17 protein-coding genes are annotated in these 19,518 nt (G+C 39.9%); 6 read left to right on the top strand and 11 right to left on the bottom strand.

Annotated elements, in window-relative coordinates:
* Positions 1–519: 519 nt before the first annotated feature.
* The 3 genes from MSC25_RS03545 to MSC25_RS03535 all read left to right on the top strand — a co-directional run bounded on the left by MSC25_RS03545 (position 520) and on the right by MSC25_RS03535 (position 3,601).
* Complete coding sequence (locus tag MSC25_RS03545) at positions 520–918, top strand: hypothetical protein (RefSeq protein WP_096042570.1); 399 nt, start codon at positions 520–522, stop codon at positions 916–918.
* A gap of 466 nt (positions 919–1,384) precedes the next feature.
* Complete coding sequence (locus MSC25_RS03540; RefSeq protein ID WP_248442586.1) at positions 1,385–2,446, top strand: hypothetical protein; 1,062 nt, start codon at positions 1,385–1,387, stop codon at positions 2,444–2,446.
* Positions 2,447–2,533: 87 nt separating this feature from the next.
* A complete protein-coding gene (locus tag MSC25_RS03535; protein ID WP_248442584.1) occupies positions 2,534–3,601 on the top strand; it encodes a hypothetical protein in 1,068 nt (355 codons plus the stop codon).
* Between the two features lie 63 nt (positions 3,602–3,664).
* On the opposite strand, the gene ttcA is transcribed toward MSC25_RS03535, so the two are convergent.
* The 11 genes from ttcA to ccoN all read right to left on the bottom strand — a co-directional run bounded on the left by ttcA (position 3,665) and on the right by ccoN (position 13,712).
* Positions 3,665–4,582: a tRNA 2-thiocytidine(32) synthetase TtcA gene (gene ttcA, locus MSC25_RS03530; RefSeq protein ID WP_029774533.1), complete on the bottom strand. Its 918-nt coding sequence runs from the start codon at positions 4,580–4,582 to the stop codon at positions 3,665–3,667.
* Positions 4,583–4,685: 103 nt separating this feature from the next.
* Positions 4,686–5,612: a universal stress protein UspE gene (gene uspE, locus MSC25_RS03525; RefSeq protein WP_248442583.1), complete on the bottom strand. Its 927-nt coding sequence runs from the start codon at positions 5,610–5,612 to the stop codon at positions 4,686–4,688.
* 106 nt (positions 5,613–5,718) lie between these two features.
* A complete protein-coding gene (locus MSC25_RS03520) occupies positions 5,719–6,456 on the bottom strand; it encodes an FNR family transcription factor (protein WP_024032585.1) in 738 nt (245 codons plus the stop codon).
* 68 nt (positions 6,457–6,524) lie between these two features.
* The gene (locus MSC25_RS03515) at positions 6,525–7,196 is read right to left on the bottom strand and encodes a sulfite exporter TauE/SafE family protein (protein WP_029774532.1); all 672 of its coding nucleotides are present in this window, start codon (positions 7,194–7,196) and stop codon (positions 6,525–6,527) included.
* On the bottom strand, positions 7,189–7,356 hold the full coding sequence (ccoS, locus tag MSC25_RS03510; protein ID WP_002963071.1) for a cbb3-type cytochrome oxidase assembly protein CcoS: 168 nt from the start codon (positions 7,354–7,356) through the stop codon (positions 7,189–7,191). The genes MSC25_RS03515 and ccoS overlap by 8 nt, the downstream gene beginning before the upstream one ends.
* A complete protein-coding gene (locus MSC25_RS03505) occupies positions 7,353–9,728 on the bottom strand; it encodes a heavy metal translocating P-type ATPase (protein WP_248442581.1) in 2,376 nt (791 codons plus the stop codon). Before MSC25_RS03505 ends, ccoS begins: the two co-directional genes overlap by 4 nt.
* Before the next feature lie 8 nt (positions 9,729–9,736).
* Positions 9,737–10,228 carry a FixH family protein gene (locus tag MSC25_RS03500; protein ID WP_004588822.1) on the bottom strand — a complete coding sequence of 164 codons (492 nt, stop codon included), beginning with the start codon at positions 10,226–10,228 and terminating at the stop codon, positions 9,737–9,739.
* A 141-nt stretch (positions 10,229–10,369) separates the two neighbouring features.
* A complete protein-coding gene (gene ccoP, locus MSC25_RS03495) occupies positions 10,370–11,404 on the bottom strand; it encodes a cytochrome-c oxidase, cbb3-type subunit III (RefSeq protein WP_248442579.1) in 1,035 nt (344 codons plus the stop codon).
* The gene (locus MSC25_RS03490) at positions 11,401–11,586 is read right to left on the bottom strand and encodes a CcoQ/FixQ family Cbb3-type cytochrome c oxidase assembly chaperone (protein ID WP_004588824.1); all 186 of its coding nucleotides are present in this window, start codon (positions 11,584–11,586) and stop codon (positions 11,401–11,403) included. The genes ccoP and MSC25_RS03490 overlap by 4 nt, the downstream gene beginning before the upstream one ends.
* A 5-nt stretch (positions 11,587–11,591) precedes the next feature.
* Positions 11,592–12,266 carry a cytochrome-c oxidase, cbb3-type subunit II gene (gene ccoO / locus MSC25_RS03485; RefSeq protein ID WP_004588825.1) on the bottom strand — a complete coding sequence of 225 codons (675 nt, stop codon included), beginning with the start codon at positions 12,264–12,266 and terminating at the stop codon, positions 11,592–11,594.
* 12 nt (positions 12,267–12,278) lie between these two features.
* Positions 12,279–13,712: a cytochrome-c oxidase, cbb3-type subunit I gene (gene ccoN / locus MSC25_RS03480; RefSeq protein WP_004588826.1), complete on the bottom strand. Its 1,434-nt coding sequence runs from the start codon at positions 13,710–13,712 to the stop codon at positions 12,279–12,281.
* Positions 13,713–14,051: 339 nt separating this feature from the next.
* On the opposite strand from ccoN, the gene MSC25_RS03475 reads away from it, so the two are divergent.
* The 3 genes from MSC25_RS03475 to MSC25_RS03465 all read left to right on the top strand — a co-directional run bounded on the left by MSC25_RS03475 (position 14,052) and on the right by MSC25_RS03465 (position 19,488).
* Entirely contained in the window at positions 14,052–14,477 is a 426-nt protein-coding gene (locus tag MSC25_RS03475; RefSeq protein WP_138579715.1) for a hypothetical protein, read from the top strand.
* Between the two features lie 852 nt (positions 14,478–15,329).
* Positions 15,330–18,032: a TonB-dependent receptor gene (locus MSC25_RS03470; protein WP_138579716.1), complete on the top strand. Its 2,703-nt coding sequence runs from the start codon at positions 15,330–15,332 to the stop codon at positions 18,030–18,032.
* Positions 18,033–18,135: 103 nt separating this feature from the next.
* Positions 18,136–19,488, top strand: coding sequence for a hypothetical protein (locus MSC25_RS03465; RefSeq protein WP_024032591.1), 1,353 nt, complete (start codon positions 18,136–18,138; stop codon positions 19,486–19,488).
* The last annotated feature ends 30 nt before the right edge of the window (positions 19,489–19,518 follow it).

Genomic DNA, 19,518 nt, shown 5'->3' with positions numbered 1-19,518 from the left:
TGATTGGTTTGGTTATAAGCGCAGCTACTAACGAATTATAATTAACTTAGAAAAAAAGGGTTAAGATAAATTATAACTTTGGTGATTTTTAAAAGCGAAATATGAGTTGCATCTAATAAGCTGTATAGGGAAACATCTACGGCAATATGTATAACTAACCCGCAGCACTCATTGGAGGCATCTCTAGCTGTGTAAAACTCTTATTTAGAACAAATTTTTGTCTGACTATTAACGCAATCACCCTAGCCCAGCATAGCTTACTTAATTAGCAAATTAGTATAAGTTTATACTGAACTTACTCTTTTTATAAAGCCGGTTTATTTATAAAATTTTTAAGAAAAGTTAGTTTTATACTGCTGTAAGTTTAAAGCAGAGAGAAAATTATTTTATTAATGGTTCTCAAGGTTGGTTATTGTTATGTTTATATATAATAAATAATAAGAAAAGACTCTATTGAAAGTTAATATTCATTAGGGTATATTTTTCGCTCATTTAATTTATATGGAAATTTATTCAGTTATGCTAAAAAAAATTATTATCAGTGTTTTACCCGTACTTGCTCTAGCTGGTTGTGGGTCAACACCGCCGATTCAAGCACAAGAAAAAACTATTGCATATCAAGGACAAACTTATGTGTTTGGTGGTCAGTATGATGAGAATCGCAACGAATTACAACTTACTGTAAATGGAGATCCTTTATTGAAAGGGCGCTTTCCCCCATATACTCCTACACTAAACTTAGCAAGTGACTATCAAGATGTACATATTTCTAGTTATTGTTACTTTGGCTCAGTTTTGAGTAGCAAAGGAGGGGTTTTTGGTGCAGTGGCTGGTGCAATTCAGTCATCAAACTCAAAATCTGGCGATAAGTGTGATATTAAAATCGGTGGTGAAACAATAGAAAGCCTATATTTTTAGTTCAGCTTAAGAATTATCATCTTAGATCAAGTGTTCTGCTTGATCTCTCAACTTAGCATTTCCACTTCGATATTTCCTTCAAAATACAATGTAGATAGCTTTTATTAATGTAAGCTTCTCTTAAAAGAGTAGATTTATTAGTGACTTAGATTACTAGTAAATATTAGTCATTTTAAAAAAGAAAAATATATTTAAGTATACATTAATTCACTCACCAAAGTGTTAAAAATAGATGGTAATTCTATTATTATAGAATCGTTACAGTCCTAAATATTGCAATTATTTAAATTTAAGTAATTGAATATACAGTCAATATAGATTTAGCAGAATTTAAATGATAATAAATTGTTGCATTTTTGAGCGTTGTTCCTAATACTGGTCAATGCATGTGCGCCTGCACATGTGTAAATGAATACCTTAAGTACATAGGCATAAAAATAAAACACTGAACACATTAAGGATTTATATGAACAACTCTAAACGAACACACACACTTAAATATCTACTTTTTGCCAGCGCTGCATTTTTAATGAGCTTTTCTGCACTGAGTAAAGATCACAAAATTATACTGATCCACGGCTTACAGGTATCGCAAATAACCAATAAGTCGGGCAGCGATGTAATAAACGACGGTGAAACCTATTGGCAAACCTATTGGAATAACCGTGCTGATGAACGTATTGATTGGCCTGCCTATGAGCGCATTGAAGGTAAAATTGCGACCGATTGGGTATGGCCTAAATTAAAGCAAATATCGCGTTCTAACTTATGTGCTGATGGCTGTGTGCTAGTAACGCATTCAACAGGCGATTTAGTTGCTCGCCATATTATTGATAACCAAGCTAATTGGCTTGAAAATGCAGGCCTGACACCACTTAATATTGTGGCGACCTTTGATTTAGCGGGAGCAGGGGGCGGCAGCGAGCTTGCCGATATTGCTGTAAGTGCTTTAACTGGCGCAGCATGGAACTTTGCAGTGGATGCTGCACTCAAATGGTGGTTAGGCAGCGATGTAACAGAAGCGGTGGGCGTATTACACGATTTAAAAGTAAATAACGCACGCAAAATTTCGCCGTTTCCAGATGCGCGTACGCCGCGTTTACGTTTTGTAGCCGATGGTAATGAGTACCTAGGTTTAACGGGCGGGTTTTTAAAAGGTAATGATGATTCGGTGGTGGCATCGCATTCATCGTGTGGAGCTAGCGCAGCTAAATCATTTGGTAGTTGTAGTAGCAGTATTGATACTAATGGCCAGTTAAAATCACAAGGCGATGCCGTTAATAGCTTTATGCCGCACCATTATCCAATGATGATGAGCGACAGTTACAGCCACAACGAGATCCATAATGCGCAGCGCAAAGGGAATGTCACAATTGCCATGAACAATATAAATGTAGATGGTCAAAATGTTGGCTTTAACACATTTGATAAAACAACGGGTACTTGGTTTTGGAAAAAACACTACCGCTATATTAAGGATTCAAACACGCAAAGCGCCTCGGCACTTATTTATAACGTGATCCCTTAATAAGTACCTAAATTTTATAAACGCGTTAGGTATTAAACGCTAGAGCGTGTAGTTATTTGCTGCACGCTTTTAAAGGATTGATGCAACATGAAAAAGTTTTACATTGGTGCCGCTGTAGTCAGTATTGCGATGTTTTTACTGTGGTTTACAAATAAAAATGAAGTTAAAACGCTTGAGCCTCCCGCTGCGCTGGCAATAAAAAACAAGACAGATCCAGCAAGCCCAGATAAAAACACCGTAATAACCATTGATGTGCCAAAACAAAAACAGGCAAAAAGCCCTCCCAAAATACATTATGATCAGCACTTGGCCAGTGCCGCTGAGCATGTGGCAATGCAATACCAAAGCGCACTAAAATACCCGCCTTATTCGCAGCCTTTAAGCGCACTTGATGAAGACCGTTTAAAGCCCAATCAGTTTTACCCAGTTACAAGCCCCATTGACGATGCGGGTAATGCCCTCGTTGTTAGTTTAGATAAATATCGGTTTGTATATCCGCAAGAAATAACCGTTAATATTGCTGCGCAAAACCTAGCAGAGGTAAATGTAGCGCTAAGCAATACCGATACTAAAGCGTCAATCAGTTCAAAAACCACCACAGCTCAGCAGGGTGAAGCTACGGTTAAATTTAAAGCCCGTGAAGACTACCCGCGAAATTTACAGCTATTTGTAGAGGCAAATGTTGCAGGTAAAAAGGTACCTGCAGTAGCACAAATTCAGTATATGCCACCCAGTGCGACGCTTATTGATTTTGATAATGCCTATGCACAAAACGAAAACATGATAGCCACAGCTCATTTAAAAGTGCTTAAAAGTGGCTTATATAGAATTAGAGCTAATTTATACAGTGATACGACCCCACTTGCACATTTGGTGACTAAAAAGAAACTTTCACAAGGCAGTCAAACGGTGGATTTAAAGGCGCATTGGTCGGTATTACCACAAGGGGTGGTTAACATGCGTTTAAGTGACTTTGTGATAGAGCGCATGTCGCCAAGCCCAGGTGAGCGTAATAGTTTTGGTAGCAGTGAGATTACTGAGTTTGAAATTACAGATTTTGCCTACGATAGTTTGCAACAGTTGCCTTATCAAGCAAACGAGCAAGAGCGAATGAGTTTAGAGTTTTTAAAAGGGTTAGCTGATAAAGGCGCTTAGCAGGATTAATGAGTATAAAAAAGGGGCGAGTAGCCCCTTAACTGTATTTTTAAAACCGTTAGCTTAGCTTAGGTTAATAGTAACCACATCAGCTTGTTGCTGTTGGTTTTCATCTTCATCGCTTACAGGCGCGTTAGGTATATCTGGTTTATCGAGTGCTATATCGCCGCCATCAATAACGTCGCCGGTTTTTAGGTTTTCAAAGTCAAATAGTTCTGTATCGGCTAAATGCGAAGGCACCACATTTTGCATTGCAGTAAAAATACTCTCAATACGCCCAGGGTGGTCTTTATTCCATTGCGCTAGCATGTTTTTAGTGTGTTTACGTTGCAGGTTTTCTTGTGAGCCACATAAGTTACACGGAATAATAGGGTAGCCTTGGCTAAATGCGTATTTACTTATATCGGCTTCTTTACAATAAGCGAGTGGACGAATAACCATATGCTCGCCGTTATCGCTCATTAATTTAGCCGGCATGCTTTTAAGTTTACCGCCGTAAAACATGTTTAAAAAGAGTGTTTCGATCATGTCATCGCGATGATGGCCAAGGGCAATTTTAGTTGCGCCCATTTCTTTGGCTGTACGGTACAAAATACCACGACGTAGGCGTGAGCAAAGCGAACACGTGGTTTTACCCTCAGGAATGATATCGGTAACAATGCTGTAGGTGTCTTCTTCTACAATTTTGTATTCAATATCTTGTTTATCAAGGTACTCAGGTAAAACGTGTTCAGGAAACCCAGGTTGTTTTTGATCGAGATTAACAACAAATAAATCAAATTTAATAGGCGCCACACGCTTTAAATGTTTAAGCATATCAAGCATGGTGTAACTGTCTTTACCACCCGATAGGCATACCATTATACGGTCGCCTTCTTCTATCATGTTAAAGTCCATGACGGCTTGGCCAGTAAGACGGCGTAAACGCTTTTGTAGCTTATTTAAGTTGTATTGAGCTTTGGCTTGAGCTGAGTGAGACACTACGCCCCCTTATAAAACAATGCGGCAAATTATTTGCTGAAAATAAAGGGGCGTATTATATACCCAAGTACTATGGGTATTAAAGCGCTAGTTAAGGCTTTGTTTAACTTTTGGCAAGCGGGCTTACATAGCCATCAGGTTTTAATGCCAAGACATCGCAATCTAGGCTATCAATTACGTGCTCGGCAGTGTTGCCAACCAATGCGGCACTTAGCCCCGTACGCCCTACGGTGCCAATCACCACCAGTTCGCTATTTAAGCGATTTGCTACATCGGGGATCACATCCTCCGGTAGGCCTTCTTCTATAAAGCATTGCTCATTAGTTAAACTAAAGGTTTTAGCAAGCTCGTTGGTGGATTCTATGTGGTGTTTTTTTACAGATTCGTTATAAAGGCCTGGGTTAAATTCTGGTATCTCTATGGCAATATTAATGGGTGTAGCAGGGTAGGCATTAACTAAATTAAGTTTAGCGTTGGCAAGTTCACATAAAAATTGTGCATCTTTAATAATGCGTTTATTAAGGGCTACATGCTCATCGTTTTCACTAACCGCATTGACCGCGGCTAAAATATTACCTTGCTCAGGCCAAGCCATTTCTTTTACAAATAACACAGGTGTGGGGCATTTACGTACTAAGTGCCAGTCGGTAGGGGTAAAAATAACCGATTTTAGCGCACCATGCTGATGGGTACTTTTAACCACTAAATCGTATTCTTGTTCAATAACGGTATTAATAATGGCTTCAAAAGGGCGGTTATGCCAGACCACCTGGGTGGTGATATTTACATCTGGGTAGGAAGAAATTATATCCTTAAGCCATAATTCTCTATCGTTTATAACGGCTTTTCGCATTGCTTCGCGCTCTTCAAACGACAACATGGTGGTCATTTCGTAAGAAAAGTCGTAAACAGTCATAAAGGCGGTAATACTGGCGCCTGACTTTTTGGCTAAATCAATCGAGCGAGCTAAACCGTGATGGTCATCCTTAGTGGGATCAATAACGGCTAAAATACGTTTAATAGTGTTCATATGCTACTCCCTTTTTAACTTACTTTCAGTGTAACGTAAATACACAGCAGTTAAAGGGGTAGCACACAAATTGTTGTTCTAAATCAAAGTTACAACAACTATTAGCTTAGCAAGGCTTAATTATTGCTGCCGTTTTGGCGAGTGCGTCACTGTCTAAAATAGTAATAAATTTACCTTCTACCTTTATTAAATCGGCTTTTTGAAAACGACTTAATAAGCGGCTGATGGTCTCAACGGTTAGGCCTAAGTAGTTACCTATTTCACCACGAGTCATGGTAAATCTAAACTCTTTACGCGAAAATCCGCGCTCGCCAAAGCGCTCCGAAAGGTTATAAATAAAGCTCGCTAGGCGCTCTTCTGCCGATTTTTTATTAAGAAGTAGCAGCATTTCTTGATCGTAGGTAATTTCGCTACTCATTAAACGCATAATTTGTTGGCGAAGTTTGGGTAATTTACCTGCTAACTCATCGAGTGTATCAAACGGGATTTCGCATACCATTGATGTTTCAAGTGCTTGCGAAAAGCTCTGATGAGCCATTTTACTAATAGCATCAAAGCCGACTAAATCGCCGGCTAAGTGAAAACCGGTAATTTGCTCATCACCTTGTTCAGACAATGTGTACGATTTAAATGAGCCTGAGCGTACTGCATAAATTGCATTAAGCGCAGCACCGGATTCAAACAAGTAGTCGCCTTTGTGCAGGGGTTTTTTGCGCTCAATGATTTCGTCAAGTTTATCCATTTCTTGGCCATTTAACGAAAACGGCAAACACAATTGGCTGATGCTGCAGTTGTTACAGCTAATTGCACAATTACTTTTAGCGCGACTTTGAGAGAAATCCATAATTTAATCCGTTTTAATTTTTATACACAGCAGTGAAAATAAACCGAGTGGCTTAATGCCGCTAACGATTAATGTACTAGTTTGTCGGTGGCAATGATCAACAGATACATACCATACCAAATTATAATACTGCCTAACACAATTCGCGTCCATGGGTGGTTAATAACACTATTAAGTTTTTGGGCGGCCAGGCCTAAGGTGATCATGGCCGGAAAGGTGCCAAGCGCGAAGCAAAGCATCACTAGGGCACCATCAAATGCACTAGGGCTGGTCATTGCCCATGTGAGCGCTGAATAAACCAAACCACAGGGTAGCCACCCCCACAACGCGCCGTAACCCAATGCTTTAGCCGTTGAATCTACCGGCATTAAATATTTATTAAGCTTAACAATATGCTGCCAAATAAGTGTTTTGCCTATTTTTTCAAGCCATTGCAAAGTGGGGCCTACGCGCATTATATATACGCCTACCAGCAGCATAAAAATAGCCGCAATGAATGAAAGGGTTGTAGAAAAAAACGTATTTTGCTTTGCAAATTGGCTACTTATACCCGCAACGAGTGCGCCAGCCAGCATGTAGCTACACGCTCGGCCAATGTTATAAGCAAATGAATAAATAACAGATTGGCGCTTGTTACTGGCCAATTGCAATGAGCTGGCAATACCACCGCACATGGCAAGGCAATGCCCGCTACCAATTAAGCCCATTAAAAAGGCGCTGGTGTAAAGTGGGTCAATCATTACTTTTGTTGTGTTGTTCTTTATCATCTTCAAACAAAATACTATGACCTTGTTTGTTTAAATCAGAGAATTGCTCGCTTTTAACGGCCCAAAAAAACACGCCAATGGCAATAATCACAAATAATATGGCAATCGGGATTAAAATATAAATTATGCTCATAACTTTAAAAGCCTTAGTGAATTACTAATCACAATAATTGAGCTGGCAGACATACCAATAACGGCCATCCACGGGGCAACAAGCCCAAGCGCTGCAAGCGGTAAAATAGAAGCATTATACAACAAAGACAGCGTCAGGTTTTGCTTAATGATTCGCCTGGTTTGCTTAGCAACATTGAGTAGGTGCGCAATTGAGGCTAAATCACTGTTTAACAGCACTACATCGGCACTGTTTTTAGAAATATCAGCGCCGGTTTCCATTGCAATGGATAAATGAGCACTGGCAAATACTGGGCTGTCGTTAATGCCATCGCCTACCATGGCAACTACTTCGTTTTGTGATGACCATTGCTCTACGGCGGTTTGTTTATCTTTAGGCGACAGGGCGCTTTGGCTGCTGTTGAGCTTTAATTGTTTTGCTATTTTTTGTCCGGCGTCTGATGCATCGCCTGTGAGCATATGACAGCTTAAGTTTTGTGCTTGTAAGGTACTTATAAGCTCACTGGCACCGGGTTTTACTTTATCTATAAAGTAAAAACGAGCAACTACGCGTTTATTTATAAATAGGCTTGCTTGGGCATTTGTTTTTTTACTGTCAAACCAGCCGCTTTTACCAATAGCGTAATGATCATCTGCGCTTTGTGCACTAATGCCCATACCTGGGTGTACAGTAATGTTTGTAAGGGCAAGCTCGGTGGTGGCGTATTTATTAAATGCGCTGGCTATGGGGTGCTCAGAATAACGCTCTAACTGGGCTGCAATATTTAGCGCTTGCTCTTTAGAGATTGTATCATCGAGTATATCAATGGCATCTAAGCTAAATTTACCTTGTGTGAGGGTGCCTGTTTTATCAAAGGCAAACAGCGTTAATTGCGAGAGGGTTTCGAGCACATGCGCTTGTTTAATTAGCACCCCTTTGCGGGTGAGCGTGGCTACAGCGCACGTTAATGCGGTAGGTATAGCAAGGCTAAGCGCGCAAGGGCAAGTGGCAACCAATACAGAAATAGTGATCCAAAAAGCGTGCTCTGGGTCAATTTGGTACCAGCCAATGGCCGTTATAGAGGCAAAAACTAGCAAGCAGGCAATAAACCACTGGGCAACTTTATCGGTAATTTCTACCAGTTTAGGGCGCTTGGTAAGCGCTGTGTGTTGTAAGTGTATAATTTGGTTTAGTAGGGTGTTTTGGCCAATTTTATTTATTTTTATTTCTATTACGCCATCGTGATTAACACACCCGGCATACACATTGTGACCAATAAACTTATTAACGGGCTGATGCTCACCGGTCATCATCGATTCATCAACGCTTGTTTGTCCCTTGATAAGCTCTCCGTCAGCGGGGATAGTTTCGCCAGCTTTGATGAGTACAACATCATTAAGCTTAAGTTTTTTTGCAGCAATAATATGCTCTTGGCCGCTATCATCAAGGGTGCGGGCGGTTAAAGGTAGCAGCTTTTGTAAGTTGGCGGTAAACTCGCTGGCTTTTAATCGGGCTCTAAACTCAAGGTATTTACCTAATAATAATAAAAAGGTAAACATACATACCGATTCAAAATACACTTCGCCTACTTGCATAAATGTGGCATAACAGCTGGCGCTATACGCACCAAAAATAGCCAGCGAAACGGGTAAGTCCATATTTAACTGTTTTGCTTTTAAGCCATTAATAGCGTTAGTTAAAAAGGGTAATGCGCTGTATAAAATAACGGGGGAGGCAAGCACTAGGCTTATCCACCTAAAGTATTGCTCAAAGTTATTATCCATACCCGAGAACATGCCAAAGTACATGGCAAAGGCAAACATCATCACTTGCATGGTCATCAGCCCTGCAACACCTAAGCGGCGTATATAGGCTTTTGCTGTTTGTTGCTTTTGTTGGGCTTCGTCATCAGCTTGAAACGGGTAAGCTTTATAGCCAATTTTGGCTAAGGAAGTAATAATTTCGCTCAGCGGGGTTTGGGTTTTATCCCATTGGATCATGGCACGGTTAGTTGAGGTATTAACATCAACGCGCTTTACCGTTTTTAAGCTAAGTAATTGCTTTTCGATAAGCCATGCACACGCGGCGCAGGTAATGCCTTCAACACTTAAAAGTACTTGGGATAAGTTATCGGTTGTGGCTATAAACTCATCTTGTATGTCTTCGTTGTCGTAGCTTTTAATAAACGCGAGTTGCTCAGGGACTAACTGCTCTACTTTACCAGCGCGTACGGTGCGGTATTTGTAATAGTCGGTCATGCCTTGGTCAACAATGTTTTGCGCAACCGCTTGGCAGCCAATACAGCACATAGGCTGTGGCGTGTTATCTATTGTTACGGTTGCGCGAAATCCATTTGGCACACTTTCAAGGCAATGAAAGCAAGAAACGCTCATAGTGGTGGCTACTTATAATTTGGGGTAACTAACAAAGGCTGCTCTGTAGGAAGGGTAATGTTTTCTTTTAACTTCCAACTACCATCCACCGGCTCTATAAATACAGAGTAAGCACCTGGTGTGTAGTTATCTAAAAGGGCAGTAAATTCTTTATTTGCATTAGGGGTAAGCGTTGCTTCAAAGTCATGCGCTTTGATGGTGCGATGATAAAAAGACAGCTTTAAAGCGTGTACGTTACTATAATCGCCTTTGGTAAAGGCAAAACTGGCACGCTCGTTTGTAACATTAAGCTTGCCATGTAAAAACAGTGCTTTGGCTTTTTCAAACTTAGTAAGTTCTAAGTTTATTGCTTTGCCTTTTTTATAGTAATCATCAACCACCATATCTGGGCCGTTGCCCACAGCAGTAATAATTAAGGTTATGCACCCGATAATGGCCGCTAGCGGAAAAAAGATTAAAAACCAAGGCCAAAAATTTTTATACCACGGAGTAGGTTGCATAGTTGCTCTAAAATTAGTTGAGGTAGGGCTATTTTATAGCAAATATTTGTAAAAGACTAAAAAAAAGCCTCCGACTGGAGGCTTTTTTGATCTGGATTAATCTGTTGAAATAAAAAGATTAATTAATAGTTAACTCGGTGTTTATTTATCTTGCGATAAACTGTAAACATAGGCAGTTAACAGGTGAATTTTATCTTCACCTAAAATGTCTTTCCATGCTGGCATTACACCGGCGCGGCCATGGTTAAGGGTTTCTTCAACAGCGCGTTGAGAGCCACCGTATAACCAAATGTTATCTGTAAGATTTGGTGCACCAAACGGTAAGTTATGTGCAACAGAGCCTTTACCATCTGCACCGTGACACGCGGCACACATCGCAAACTTAGCGGCACCCGCAGCGGCATCTTTTTGGTTAACAGTACGACCAGACAAGCTAAGTACGTGGGCTGTCATTTCTTTAACGCCTTGCTCACCAAGTGCTGCACTCCAAGAAGGCATTGCGGCTACACGACCATAAAGAAGCGTTTCTTTAATTTTGTCTGGTGAACCACCGTATAACCAATCTTTATCAGTTAGGTTAGGGAAGCCAGTTGCACCACGTGCATCTGAACCATGACATTGGGCACAGTTTTGCGAGAATAAACGCTGACCAATTTCAAGTGCTAACTGGCCGTCTGTTTGTTTATGCTTTTCGCCATTTTCAAGGGCTACTTGCTGCGCTGCATCACCTTCAAATTTAGAGTTAACTAAATCTAATACTGGTACTTGTGCAAGCTTGTTAAAAATAGGACCAAAGCGCTCTTGTGCTGCTTCGTATTCTTTATCAAGCTTTACATAGCGGCCTTCTTCTTTTGCTTTAGCCGTGGCTTCTTTAGATTCAGCTAAAGAGGTAATACCTTGGTTAGAGCTTGTCCATTTACCTAAGCCTTCCCAGTTACCTAAACCTGGATAAGCTGCTAAGTAATATACCGACCAAATAAATGTTGCGAAGAACATGTACGTCCACCATTTTGGTAGTGGATTATTTAGTTCGGTAATGCCGTCATATTCATGTCCGCAGTCTTCACCTTCTTTTACGCCCGCATAGTTTTTAAGGTTCCAAACTAATAAGCTAAAAATGATGATTAAGCAGGCTAGGGTTAATACAATAACCCAAATACTCCAAAAGCTAGTCATTTTTCAGACTCCTTTTCCTCGTTAGAGAGTGTGTTGTTATGTTTTTTTTCATCTTCGAAAATGGCATTAGCAGCGTCATCAAAACGATTTTTGCTACGCTTGCTGTATGCCCATACAACAATCACAATAAACAATACTAAAATTACCAGAGTCAAAATGCCTCTGTATGTTCCGTAATCCATAATAATTACTTCAAGTGGGTGCCAAGTTGCTGTAAATACGCGATTAGGGCTTGCATTTCTGTTGCGCCTTCGCCGTTATTCATAGCGTTAACTTTATCAACATCTGCTTGTAGCTCTTCGTCGCTGCCATAACCTAAACCCGGGTGTTTAGGGTTTTCTGGGTTAATAGCAAAAGTATCACGGAAAATTTGTAGTTTTTTCAGAGTAAGGCTGGTATCAACCTTAGTCTCTGCTAACCAAGGAAAACCTGGCATGTTCGACTCAGGAACCACGGCGCGTGGGTCAACTAAGTGTGCATAATGCCAATCGTCCGAGTAACGGTTACCTACACGTGCAAGGTCAGGACCAGTACGTTTAGAACCCCATTGGAAAGGGTGATCCCATACTGATTCGCCCGCTACAGAGTAGTGACCGTAACGCTCAACTTCATCACGAAAAGGACGAATCATTTGCGAGTGACAGTTATAACAACCTTCACGTACATAAATGTCACGACCTTCCATTTCAAGCGCGTTAAGTGGGCGCAAACCTTCTACAGGTTTTGTTGTATCGTCTTGGAACATTAGCGGAGTAATTTCAACTAATGCACCAAAACTAATAGCAAAAACAGTCAGAATAGCCATTAGGCCAACGTTCTTTTCTACTATTTCATGTTTGTTTTGTGAATTTTTATTGCTCATCATCTCACTCCGTTATGCTAATTGTGCTTGCGCGTCTAACTTCAGTGATTCTTTCTCAGCTGAAATTGTACGCAGAACGTTGTAAGCCATAACTAACATACCTGTAACGATGAATACACCGCCTACAAAGCGCATAATATAGAAAGGATGTGATGCTTCTAAAGACTGAACAAAGCTGTACATTAATGTACCGTCAGAGTTAACTGCGCGCCACATTAGACCTTGCATAACACCTGAGATCCACATTGCAACAATGTAAAGTACAACACCTACTGTGTGTAACCAAAAGTGCGTGTTAACCAATTTAACGCTGTACATACGACCTTGTGCGAATAACGCAGGAATAAGGTGGTAAATAGCACCAATTGAAATCATCGCAACCCAACCTAGTGCACCTGAGTGTACGTGGCCGATAGTCCAATCTGTGTAGTGAGATAATGCATTTACAGATTTAATTGCCATCATTGGGCCTTCAAACGTAGACATACCGTAGAAAGACAATGAAACAACTAAGAAACGCAGTACTGGGTCGGTACGTAGCTTATGCCAAGCGCCAGAAAGCGTCATTATACCGTTAATCATACCACCCCAAGACGGTACAAATAGGATAATAGACATAACCATACCTAAACTTTGCGTCCAATCAGGAAGCGCAGTGTAGTGAAGGTGGTGAGGACCTGCCCAAATGTAAAGTGAAATAAGTGCCCAAAAGTGAACTACCGATAAACGGTAAGAGTAAACTGGGCGACCTGCTTGCTTTGGTACAAAGTAGTACATCATACCTAAGAAACCAGCCGTTAGTAGGAAACCTACAGCGTTGTGACCGTACCACCACTGAACCATTGCATCTACCGCACCTGCGTAGATTGAGTATGATTTAGTTAACGACACAGGCACTGCCATGCTGTTTACAATGTGTAGCACTGCAACAGTAATAATAAAGCCAGCGTAGAACCAGTTAGCAACGTAGATGTGCGATACTTTACGTTTGATCAGCGTACCAAAAAATACCACTGCGTAAACTATCCATACTACCGCGATTAAAATATCGATTGGCCACTCAAGCTCTGCATATTCTTTAGAGCTAGTAATACCCAGTGGTAATGTAATTACGGCTAATACAATAACAAGCTGCCAACCCCAAAAAGAGAAAGCGGCGAGTTTGTCTGAGAAAAGGCGCGTTTGACAAGTACGTTGAACGACGTAATAAGACGTCGCAAAAAGTGCACTGGTACCAAATGCGAAAATTACTGCGTTCGTGTGTAACGGACGTAGTCGAGAGTATGTTAACCATGGTGTATCAAAGTTAAGTGCTGGCCAAGCTAATTGGGCAGCAATCAGAACCCCAATACTCATGCCAACGATGCCCCAAATCACTGTCATAATAGCGAATTGGCGTACAACTTTATAGTTATACTCAGTTTGTGATGCTACTGTTTGGCTCATTTTCTGGCTTCCGCTGCAATAAATGCGTTTAGAAATGAATTACCCACCGTTTAAAGTGGGGCCTACTATTTTCCCCAAGCGTATTACCTAAAACGTTCAAAGCCTGAATGCTTCAGAAAACAAACTCGAGAAACCCTTATTTTTTGCGGGTGAAATGATAAATTTTTTGGCCTAAAAAAGATAGGTCAATTACATAAAATTATGACATCAATCAAAGTTTGTGAGTTTGTTGTTTATTTTTTGATACAGATTGTACCTATATTAACCAAACATCACACTGGCTATTGTTATTTCAAAGCATGCTAATTAAGATTTGTTTTTATTTAGCGCGGATTTGTTATGCATATATATAGATTATCTTTGTTTTTAATGCTGTTTTTGGTATTAACAGGCTGTGACAATGCCAATCAAAAAGATCAAAAAGCACTGTTAAAAACAAATTGCGACACGAATCAGCGCTGTATTTATAACACCGGTGTTAAAGTATGGTTAAGTGATAAAATTATTACCCCCGAAACCCCCTTTAGTATTTACCTTGATTTACCCGCCCACCTAAAAATAGATAACGCTAAGCTTGAAAGTATAACCATGTATATGGGTTTTATTCCGCAAAAGTTCACTAAAGAAGCAACTATTTATAAAAGTGACACTATGGTGGGCATATGCTCTGAGAAAAATATGCTGTGGCAACTGGTGCTTAATTTAAGCAATGTTCAAACTGGTGAGAAAATCACTCACTTTTATAATTTTTATGTGACGTATTAAGGTACCTTTTTCCTGCCAATCATTTTTTTAGCTGGCGCATAACAAAAATCAGCTATAAATAAGGTATTACTATAATAAGGCACTACTATTAAGCGGTACGCCTTTTATATGCAGCGCTGCAATAGTAGGTGTATAAAATTGTATTTAAAGCACTAACACACATTTAAACCTCTTTGCTGCCTTGTATGCTGTAACCTTTTTTTCATTCTCATCTGTTTTATGTTGGTGTGCTTACTCGTTCTTGTTATGGAGTGAATTGCCTTACTGGGCATGTAAAAAAGTAAATCCTGCTTACTTTCATGATAACTTTTTTAATAAGGCTAATCGCCCTCAAATTAAGACCCTCTAATGATTTACTAAATCAAATAACGCCTCCCGTTCCGAGCAAACGTTGAAGTCTCGCTGAACAAAAAATATTACAAAAAAAACTAAATAAATAGCTTAATAAGACTATTTAAGCGGTAAATCTGCATATTTATGGTTATTAATTTTATTACAGCTTTACGGTTTTACTAATGCGCTGTGATTAATATGTTAATTTTTCTAAAAAGGGTATATTTATCCACTAATTACATTTGATTACAATCTGCATAACTTTGATTTCAGGTGTGTTTTAATTGCTTTATGATGGTTCTATTTATATGATTTTTAATTGTTTTTTTTAATTAACACTGCAACAAGTTATAACCTTTGTACCTCTTTTGGTTATTCTTTTTTGGTGTTGTATATATAACGATCTTTCATTAAGTTTTTGTTCAGTTAACTCAGCCTAAGTTGCCCCCCTGACTCACAATTCTTATAAAAAGTGAGCATTACCAATCAAGGTAAATTTCCAACAAGTAGGGTTTATTCATGAAAAAATCAACTCTTGGTTTAGCTGTAATCGCAGCAATCCCAATGTTCTCAAGTATGCAAGTAGTAGCGGCCGAAGATGGCGCAAACGCTATTGAAAAAATTCAAGTAACGGGTTCTCGCATTAAGCGTTCGGATATGGAAAACGCCAGTCCAGTTACATTAATTGGTGCAGACGATATTAAAGCAATGGGTGCAACAAGCATCGATAGCGTATTACAAAAGATGACTGCTACTGGCGGTGCAATGACCAACCCAGGTATTAACAATGGTTCGGGTGGTAATGCTTCTATCGATTTACGTGGTTTAGGTTCACAACGTACATTAGTACTTGTAAATGGCCGTCGTATGATCAACTCGGGCACAGGCGCTGCTTCTACTGTCGATTTAAATACTATCCCTGTTTCTATGATTAAATCGGTTGAAGTACTTAAAGATGGGGCATCTGCTGTTTATGGTACTGATGCGGTTGCTGGTGTTGTGAATATCATTTTAAAAGATGATTTCGAAGGCCTAGACATGAATGCTAACACAGCAATCACTGGCGAAGGCGATGCTACAGAAAATTCAGTTGACTTCACTGTAGGTACTTCATTCGATAAAGGTAATATTGTTATCGGTATGCAGTACACTGACCGTGGTAAAGCATCGCAGGCAGATCGTAGCTTTTCTAACTGCCCACTTGCTGAAGGCTCTAACGGACTTTACTGTACAGGGTCTTCATATAACGAAGGCGGTCACATTTGGAACGGTAATGGTGAAAAAGGTACCACCGTTGATGCTAGCGGTAAAGATATTAGTGTTTCATTAATTGATGACTCTGGTGTTACTGGTCGTGGTGGCGATTATCATCGTTACACTAATGAAGATGCTTACAACTATTCTCCTTCAAGCTATCTTTACACGCCAATGGAGCGCTTAAACTTAACTGGTCTTGCTACTTATGAGCTATCTGATGACACAAGTTTATTTGCTGAGTTTACCTATACTAAACGTTGGTCAGAGCAGCAAATGGCGCCTCAGCCAGTATGGTTTGATTTTGAATATACAGAAGATATGGGTGATTCACTTCTAAGTCAAAGCTATGATAATCGTGTTGACTTAGATGGCGATGGCTACTTAGATAAAGATGCAAATGGAAATTACGTCACGCAAGAAACTAACTACCAATACGGTGATAAAATTTCTTACGGACGTCGCATGTCTGATACAGGTGCACGTTATTTTGAACAGTCAGTTGATACAGTAAGAGCTGTTGTTGGTGCTCAGGGTTTCATTAGTGATTACTCTTGGGACATATCAGCTAACTTTGGTCGTAACGATTCAGTTGATAAGCTAAGTAATCTTCATAATATGGGTGCCATTCAAGATCAGATCTTAGAGGGGACTTTCAACCCACTTGATCAAAATGCATGGACATCTGAAGATTTCCGTAAAAATGTTTACACTGAAGTAAACAATGGTGGTAGTCAGTTATTTATCTTAGCAGCATCTGTTTCAGGTGAAATGTTTGAAATGCCAGCTGGTTATGCAGCGTTTGCAGCAGGTGTTGAACGTCGCCAAGAAAAGGCGTGGTATACGCCTGACTCGCTTACAGCTCAAGGCTTAGCTAATGATCCTATGGTAGAACCAACATCAGGTGGTTTTGATGTAAATGAAGCTTATGTGGAATTTGCTATCCCATTACTTGCAGATGCGCCTTTTGCTCAAAATGTAGAGCTAAGTGCTGCAATTCGTGCTTTTGATTACAGTACTTTTGGTTCTGATGAAACATGGAAACTAGGTCTTACATGGAAAGTAAATGACGAATTAATGTTGCGTAGTGTAGTTTCTACAGCTTTCCGTGCTCCAACAGTATCTGAACTTTATTCTGGTAATTCACCTTCTTTCGAGCAAATTAGTTACCCTGGCGCTCAGGAGCAGGCAGAAGTAACTGTAGGTGGTAATGACCAATTAACACCTGAAGAAGCAGATACACTAACGGCAGGTATTGTTTATGAGCCGCAGTGGCTTGATGGCTTCTCGATGACATTGGATTATTACAAAATCGAAATTGAGAATGCGATTGCGTCTGTTGATAATCAATACATTGTTGATCAATGTTTAAATAATGCTGGTAATTCAAGCTCTGCTTTATGCCAATCTTCTAATGTGTCAATGGATGCGACTGGTCGAGTTAAGTTTAATAACCAGCTACAAAATATTGGTGCAGAGGAAACATCTGGTATCGATTTAAACTTAGCGTATAGCTTCGAAGCAGCTGGCTTAAATTGGAAAGCCGGTTTAGATACAACTTATTTAGATGAATATGTAGTAACTGTACTTGATGAGACAGTAGATTATGCGGGTCTTATTACATCAGGGTCTGGTGGGTATGCAGATATTAAATCTAATTTAACACTAAATGTATCAGGCGATCGTTGGGATGCCCAGTACCAAGCGCGTTACATTGCTGGTATGGATAGCTACTCTTGTTTAGATGATGCTGACAGCTGTTATGCACCTACGACTCCTTCTGTCGTTTATCACGATATTAGCGGTAGCTTCTTAGTTAATGATAGCCTGTCTCTATCTGCGGGTATCAACAATTTATTTGATAAGCAACCTCCTTACTACACAGGTAACAACGATTCTAACACTGACCCGTACACATACGATGTACTAGGCCGTCGTTTCTTTGCTGGTGTAAACGTTAAGTTTTAATTAGCACATTAATCGTATTAAGGCTCAGTGTTTACTGGGCCTTTTTTATTGAACAAAATTAAGGAGACCAGTACACTTATACACTCAATAAAAGGAGAGTTGTTTGATAAAACAAGACGAAAATTTATCTTTTGTCATAGAACCAGAGTTATCCCCGCGCTCTGAGCAGCGTATCGACCTGTATTTTTCTATACCCAATGAAATGGGTATAAACGTGCAAACTCTCAGCGAAGAGTCTTATTTTAATAACCACTTTAAATCGCACTTAGCTTATAACGCTAAAAACATACATTTACCCTTAGTGCGTAGCCGCTTTGTTAGTAAAAACAAAGGTGAGCAACAAGATTACCGCCAAAACCTTAATTTGTACTGTTATCAGGTGCGTTTAGCGCTCGACGCTGATATTAAAGATGCATTAAAAATTCAAGAAGTGGATGCTTTTTATGCCCGTGCACAAGAGCTGTTTGAGCAAAGTGAAGGGCTGCTAAAAAAGCTGCGCAGATATACCCCCGATGATGAAAAACTGGTGCCGTTTTACACCAATGCCGATAACTATTTAAGTTGGCATGTTGAGCAGTCGTTTTTAAAGCTATTAGATGAAGGCCCGCGCAGCAGTGACTTTGCGAAAGAGCGCAACGACTTACTGCAATTTTGTAAAAACGAAAATACATACCGGTTTGAGCAAAATTACAACTCAGAAACCACGTTGCAAGATGGTAACCGCATTACAAATAAAATGCGTTTACTGCAGCGCCTTATAGAGCACGGCGTTATTTTGCATCGCAATACGCGTTATTTAAATAGTTACTTAAAGCGTTTAGTAAAAGGCACGGTTACAGCTGTCATTATGGCATTTGTAATGGTGGTTATACTTAACGCGCGCTCAACCTTTACCGAAGTTACCGCTACCCTTATTTTAATATTAGGGGTTATTTACGGCTTGCGAGAAATATTTAAAGAAGACATTACGCGGGTAATTTGGCGCGCTATTGTTCGCGGGCGTCCTAAATGGCGGTTTGTATTTAAAAACAGCATCACTAAAGACCGCGTTGCAAGTCAGTTTGTGTGGCTTGAGTATATGCGTTTTAAAAAAATCCCTAGTGAAGTAAAAACAATATTTTCAAAAAGGCGTCAGCAAAACAAGCTAGCCGCGCAGTGGCTGCATTTTGCCAGTGAAACACGTGTTTCAGCTAAAGAGTTTTTACCAGGCTACGATACTCTACAGCAAAGTATGCGTTTTAATTTGGCGCCCTTTGCACGGTATTTAAAACGCGGCGAGGGCAAGCTGTATCATCTAGATGGTAATAAAATATCAAAGCAAGCGGTTGAAAGGCGCTACCAGTTAAATTTAGTGATGGTATTAAAAGACGAGGAAAGAACTTTATACCAGCGTTACAAAATAACCCTTAATCGCAGTAAAATAGTTAATATTGAACTTATTTACTCTAAAAAATAGAAAATAAAAAAGAGATAGCAACGGCTATCT

The sequence above is a fragment of the Pseudoalteromonas sp. 1CM17D genome (assembly GCF_023161805.1).
Taxonomy (GTDB): Bacteria; Pseudomonadota; Gammaproteobacteria; order Enterobacterales; family Alteromonadaceae; genus Pseudoalteromonas; species Pseudoalteromonas atlantica.
This window is presented reverse-complemented; position numbering and strand designations above follow the sequence as displayed.

Bases quoted from the DNA above. Each gene is read 5' to 3' on its own strand.
- ccoS (WP_002963071.1), bottom strand. From the start codon at position 7,356: ATGAGCATAATTTATATTTTAATCCCGATTGCCATATTATTTGTGATT.
- MSC25_RS03500 (WP_004588822.1), bottom strand. From the start codon at position 10,228: ATGCAACCTACTCCGTGGTATAAAAATTTTTGGCCTTGGTTTTTAATC.
- ccoO (WP_004588825.1), bottom strand. From the start codon at position 12,266: ATGAGCAATAAAAATTCACAAAACAAACATGAAATAGTAGAAAAGAAC.
- ccoN (WP_004588826.1), bottom strand. From the start codon at position 13,712: ATGAGCCAAACAGTAGCATCACAAACTGAGTATAACTATAAAGTTGTA.
- MSC25_RS03540 (WP_248442586.1), top strand. From the start codon at position 1,385: ATGAACAACTCTAAACGAACACACACACTTAAATATCTACTTTTTGCC.
- MSC25_RS03505 (WP_248442581.1), bottom strand. From the start codon at position 9,728: ATGAGCGTTTCTTGCTTTCATTGCCTTGAAAGTGTGCCAAATGGATTT.
- MSC25_RS03520 (WP_024032585.1), bottom strand. From the start codon at position 6,456: ATGGATTTCTCTCAAAGTCGCGCTAAAAGTAATTGTGCAATTAGCTGT.
- MSC25_RS03470 (WP_138579716.1), top strand. From the start codon at position 15,330: ATGAAAAAATCAACTCTTGGTTTAGCTGTAATCGCAGCAATCCCAATG.
- uspE (WP_248442583.1), bottom strand. From the start codon at position 5,612: ATGAACACTATTAAACGTATTTTAGCCGTTATTGATCCCACTAAGGAT.
- MSC25_RS03475 (WP_138579715.1), top strand. From the start codon at position 14,052: ATGCATATATATAGATTATCTTTGTTTTTAATGCTGTTTTTGGTATTA.
- MSC25_RS03490 (WP_004588824.1), bottom strand. From the start codon at position 11,586: ATGGATTACGGAACATACAGAGGCATTTTGACTCTGGTAATTTTAGTA.
- ccoP (WP_248442579.1), bottom strand. From the start codon at position 11,404: ATGACTAGCTTTTGGAGTATTTGGGTTATTGTATTAACCCTAGCCTGC.
- MSC25_RS03535 (WP_248442584.1), top strand. From the start codon at position 2,534: ATGAAAAAGTTTTACATTGGTGCCGCTGTAGTCAGTATTGCGATGTTT.
- MSC25_RS03545 (WP_096042570.1), top strand. From the start codon at position 520: ATGCTAAAAAAAATTATTATCAGTGTTTTACCCGTACTTGCTCTAGCT.
- MSC25_RS03515 (WP_029774532.1), bottom strand. From the start codon at position 7,196: ATGATTGACCCACTTTACACCAGCGCCTTTTTAATGGGCTTAATTGGT.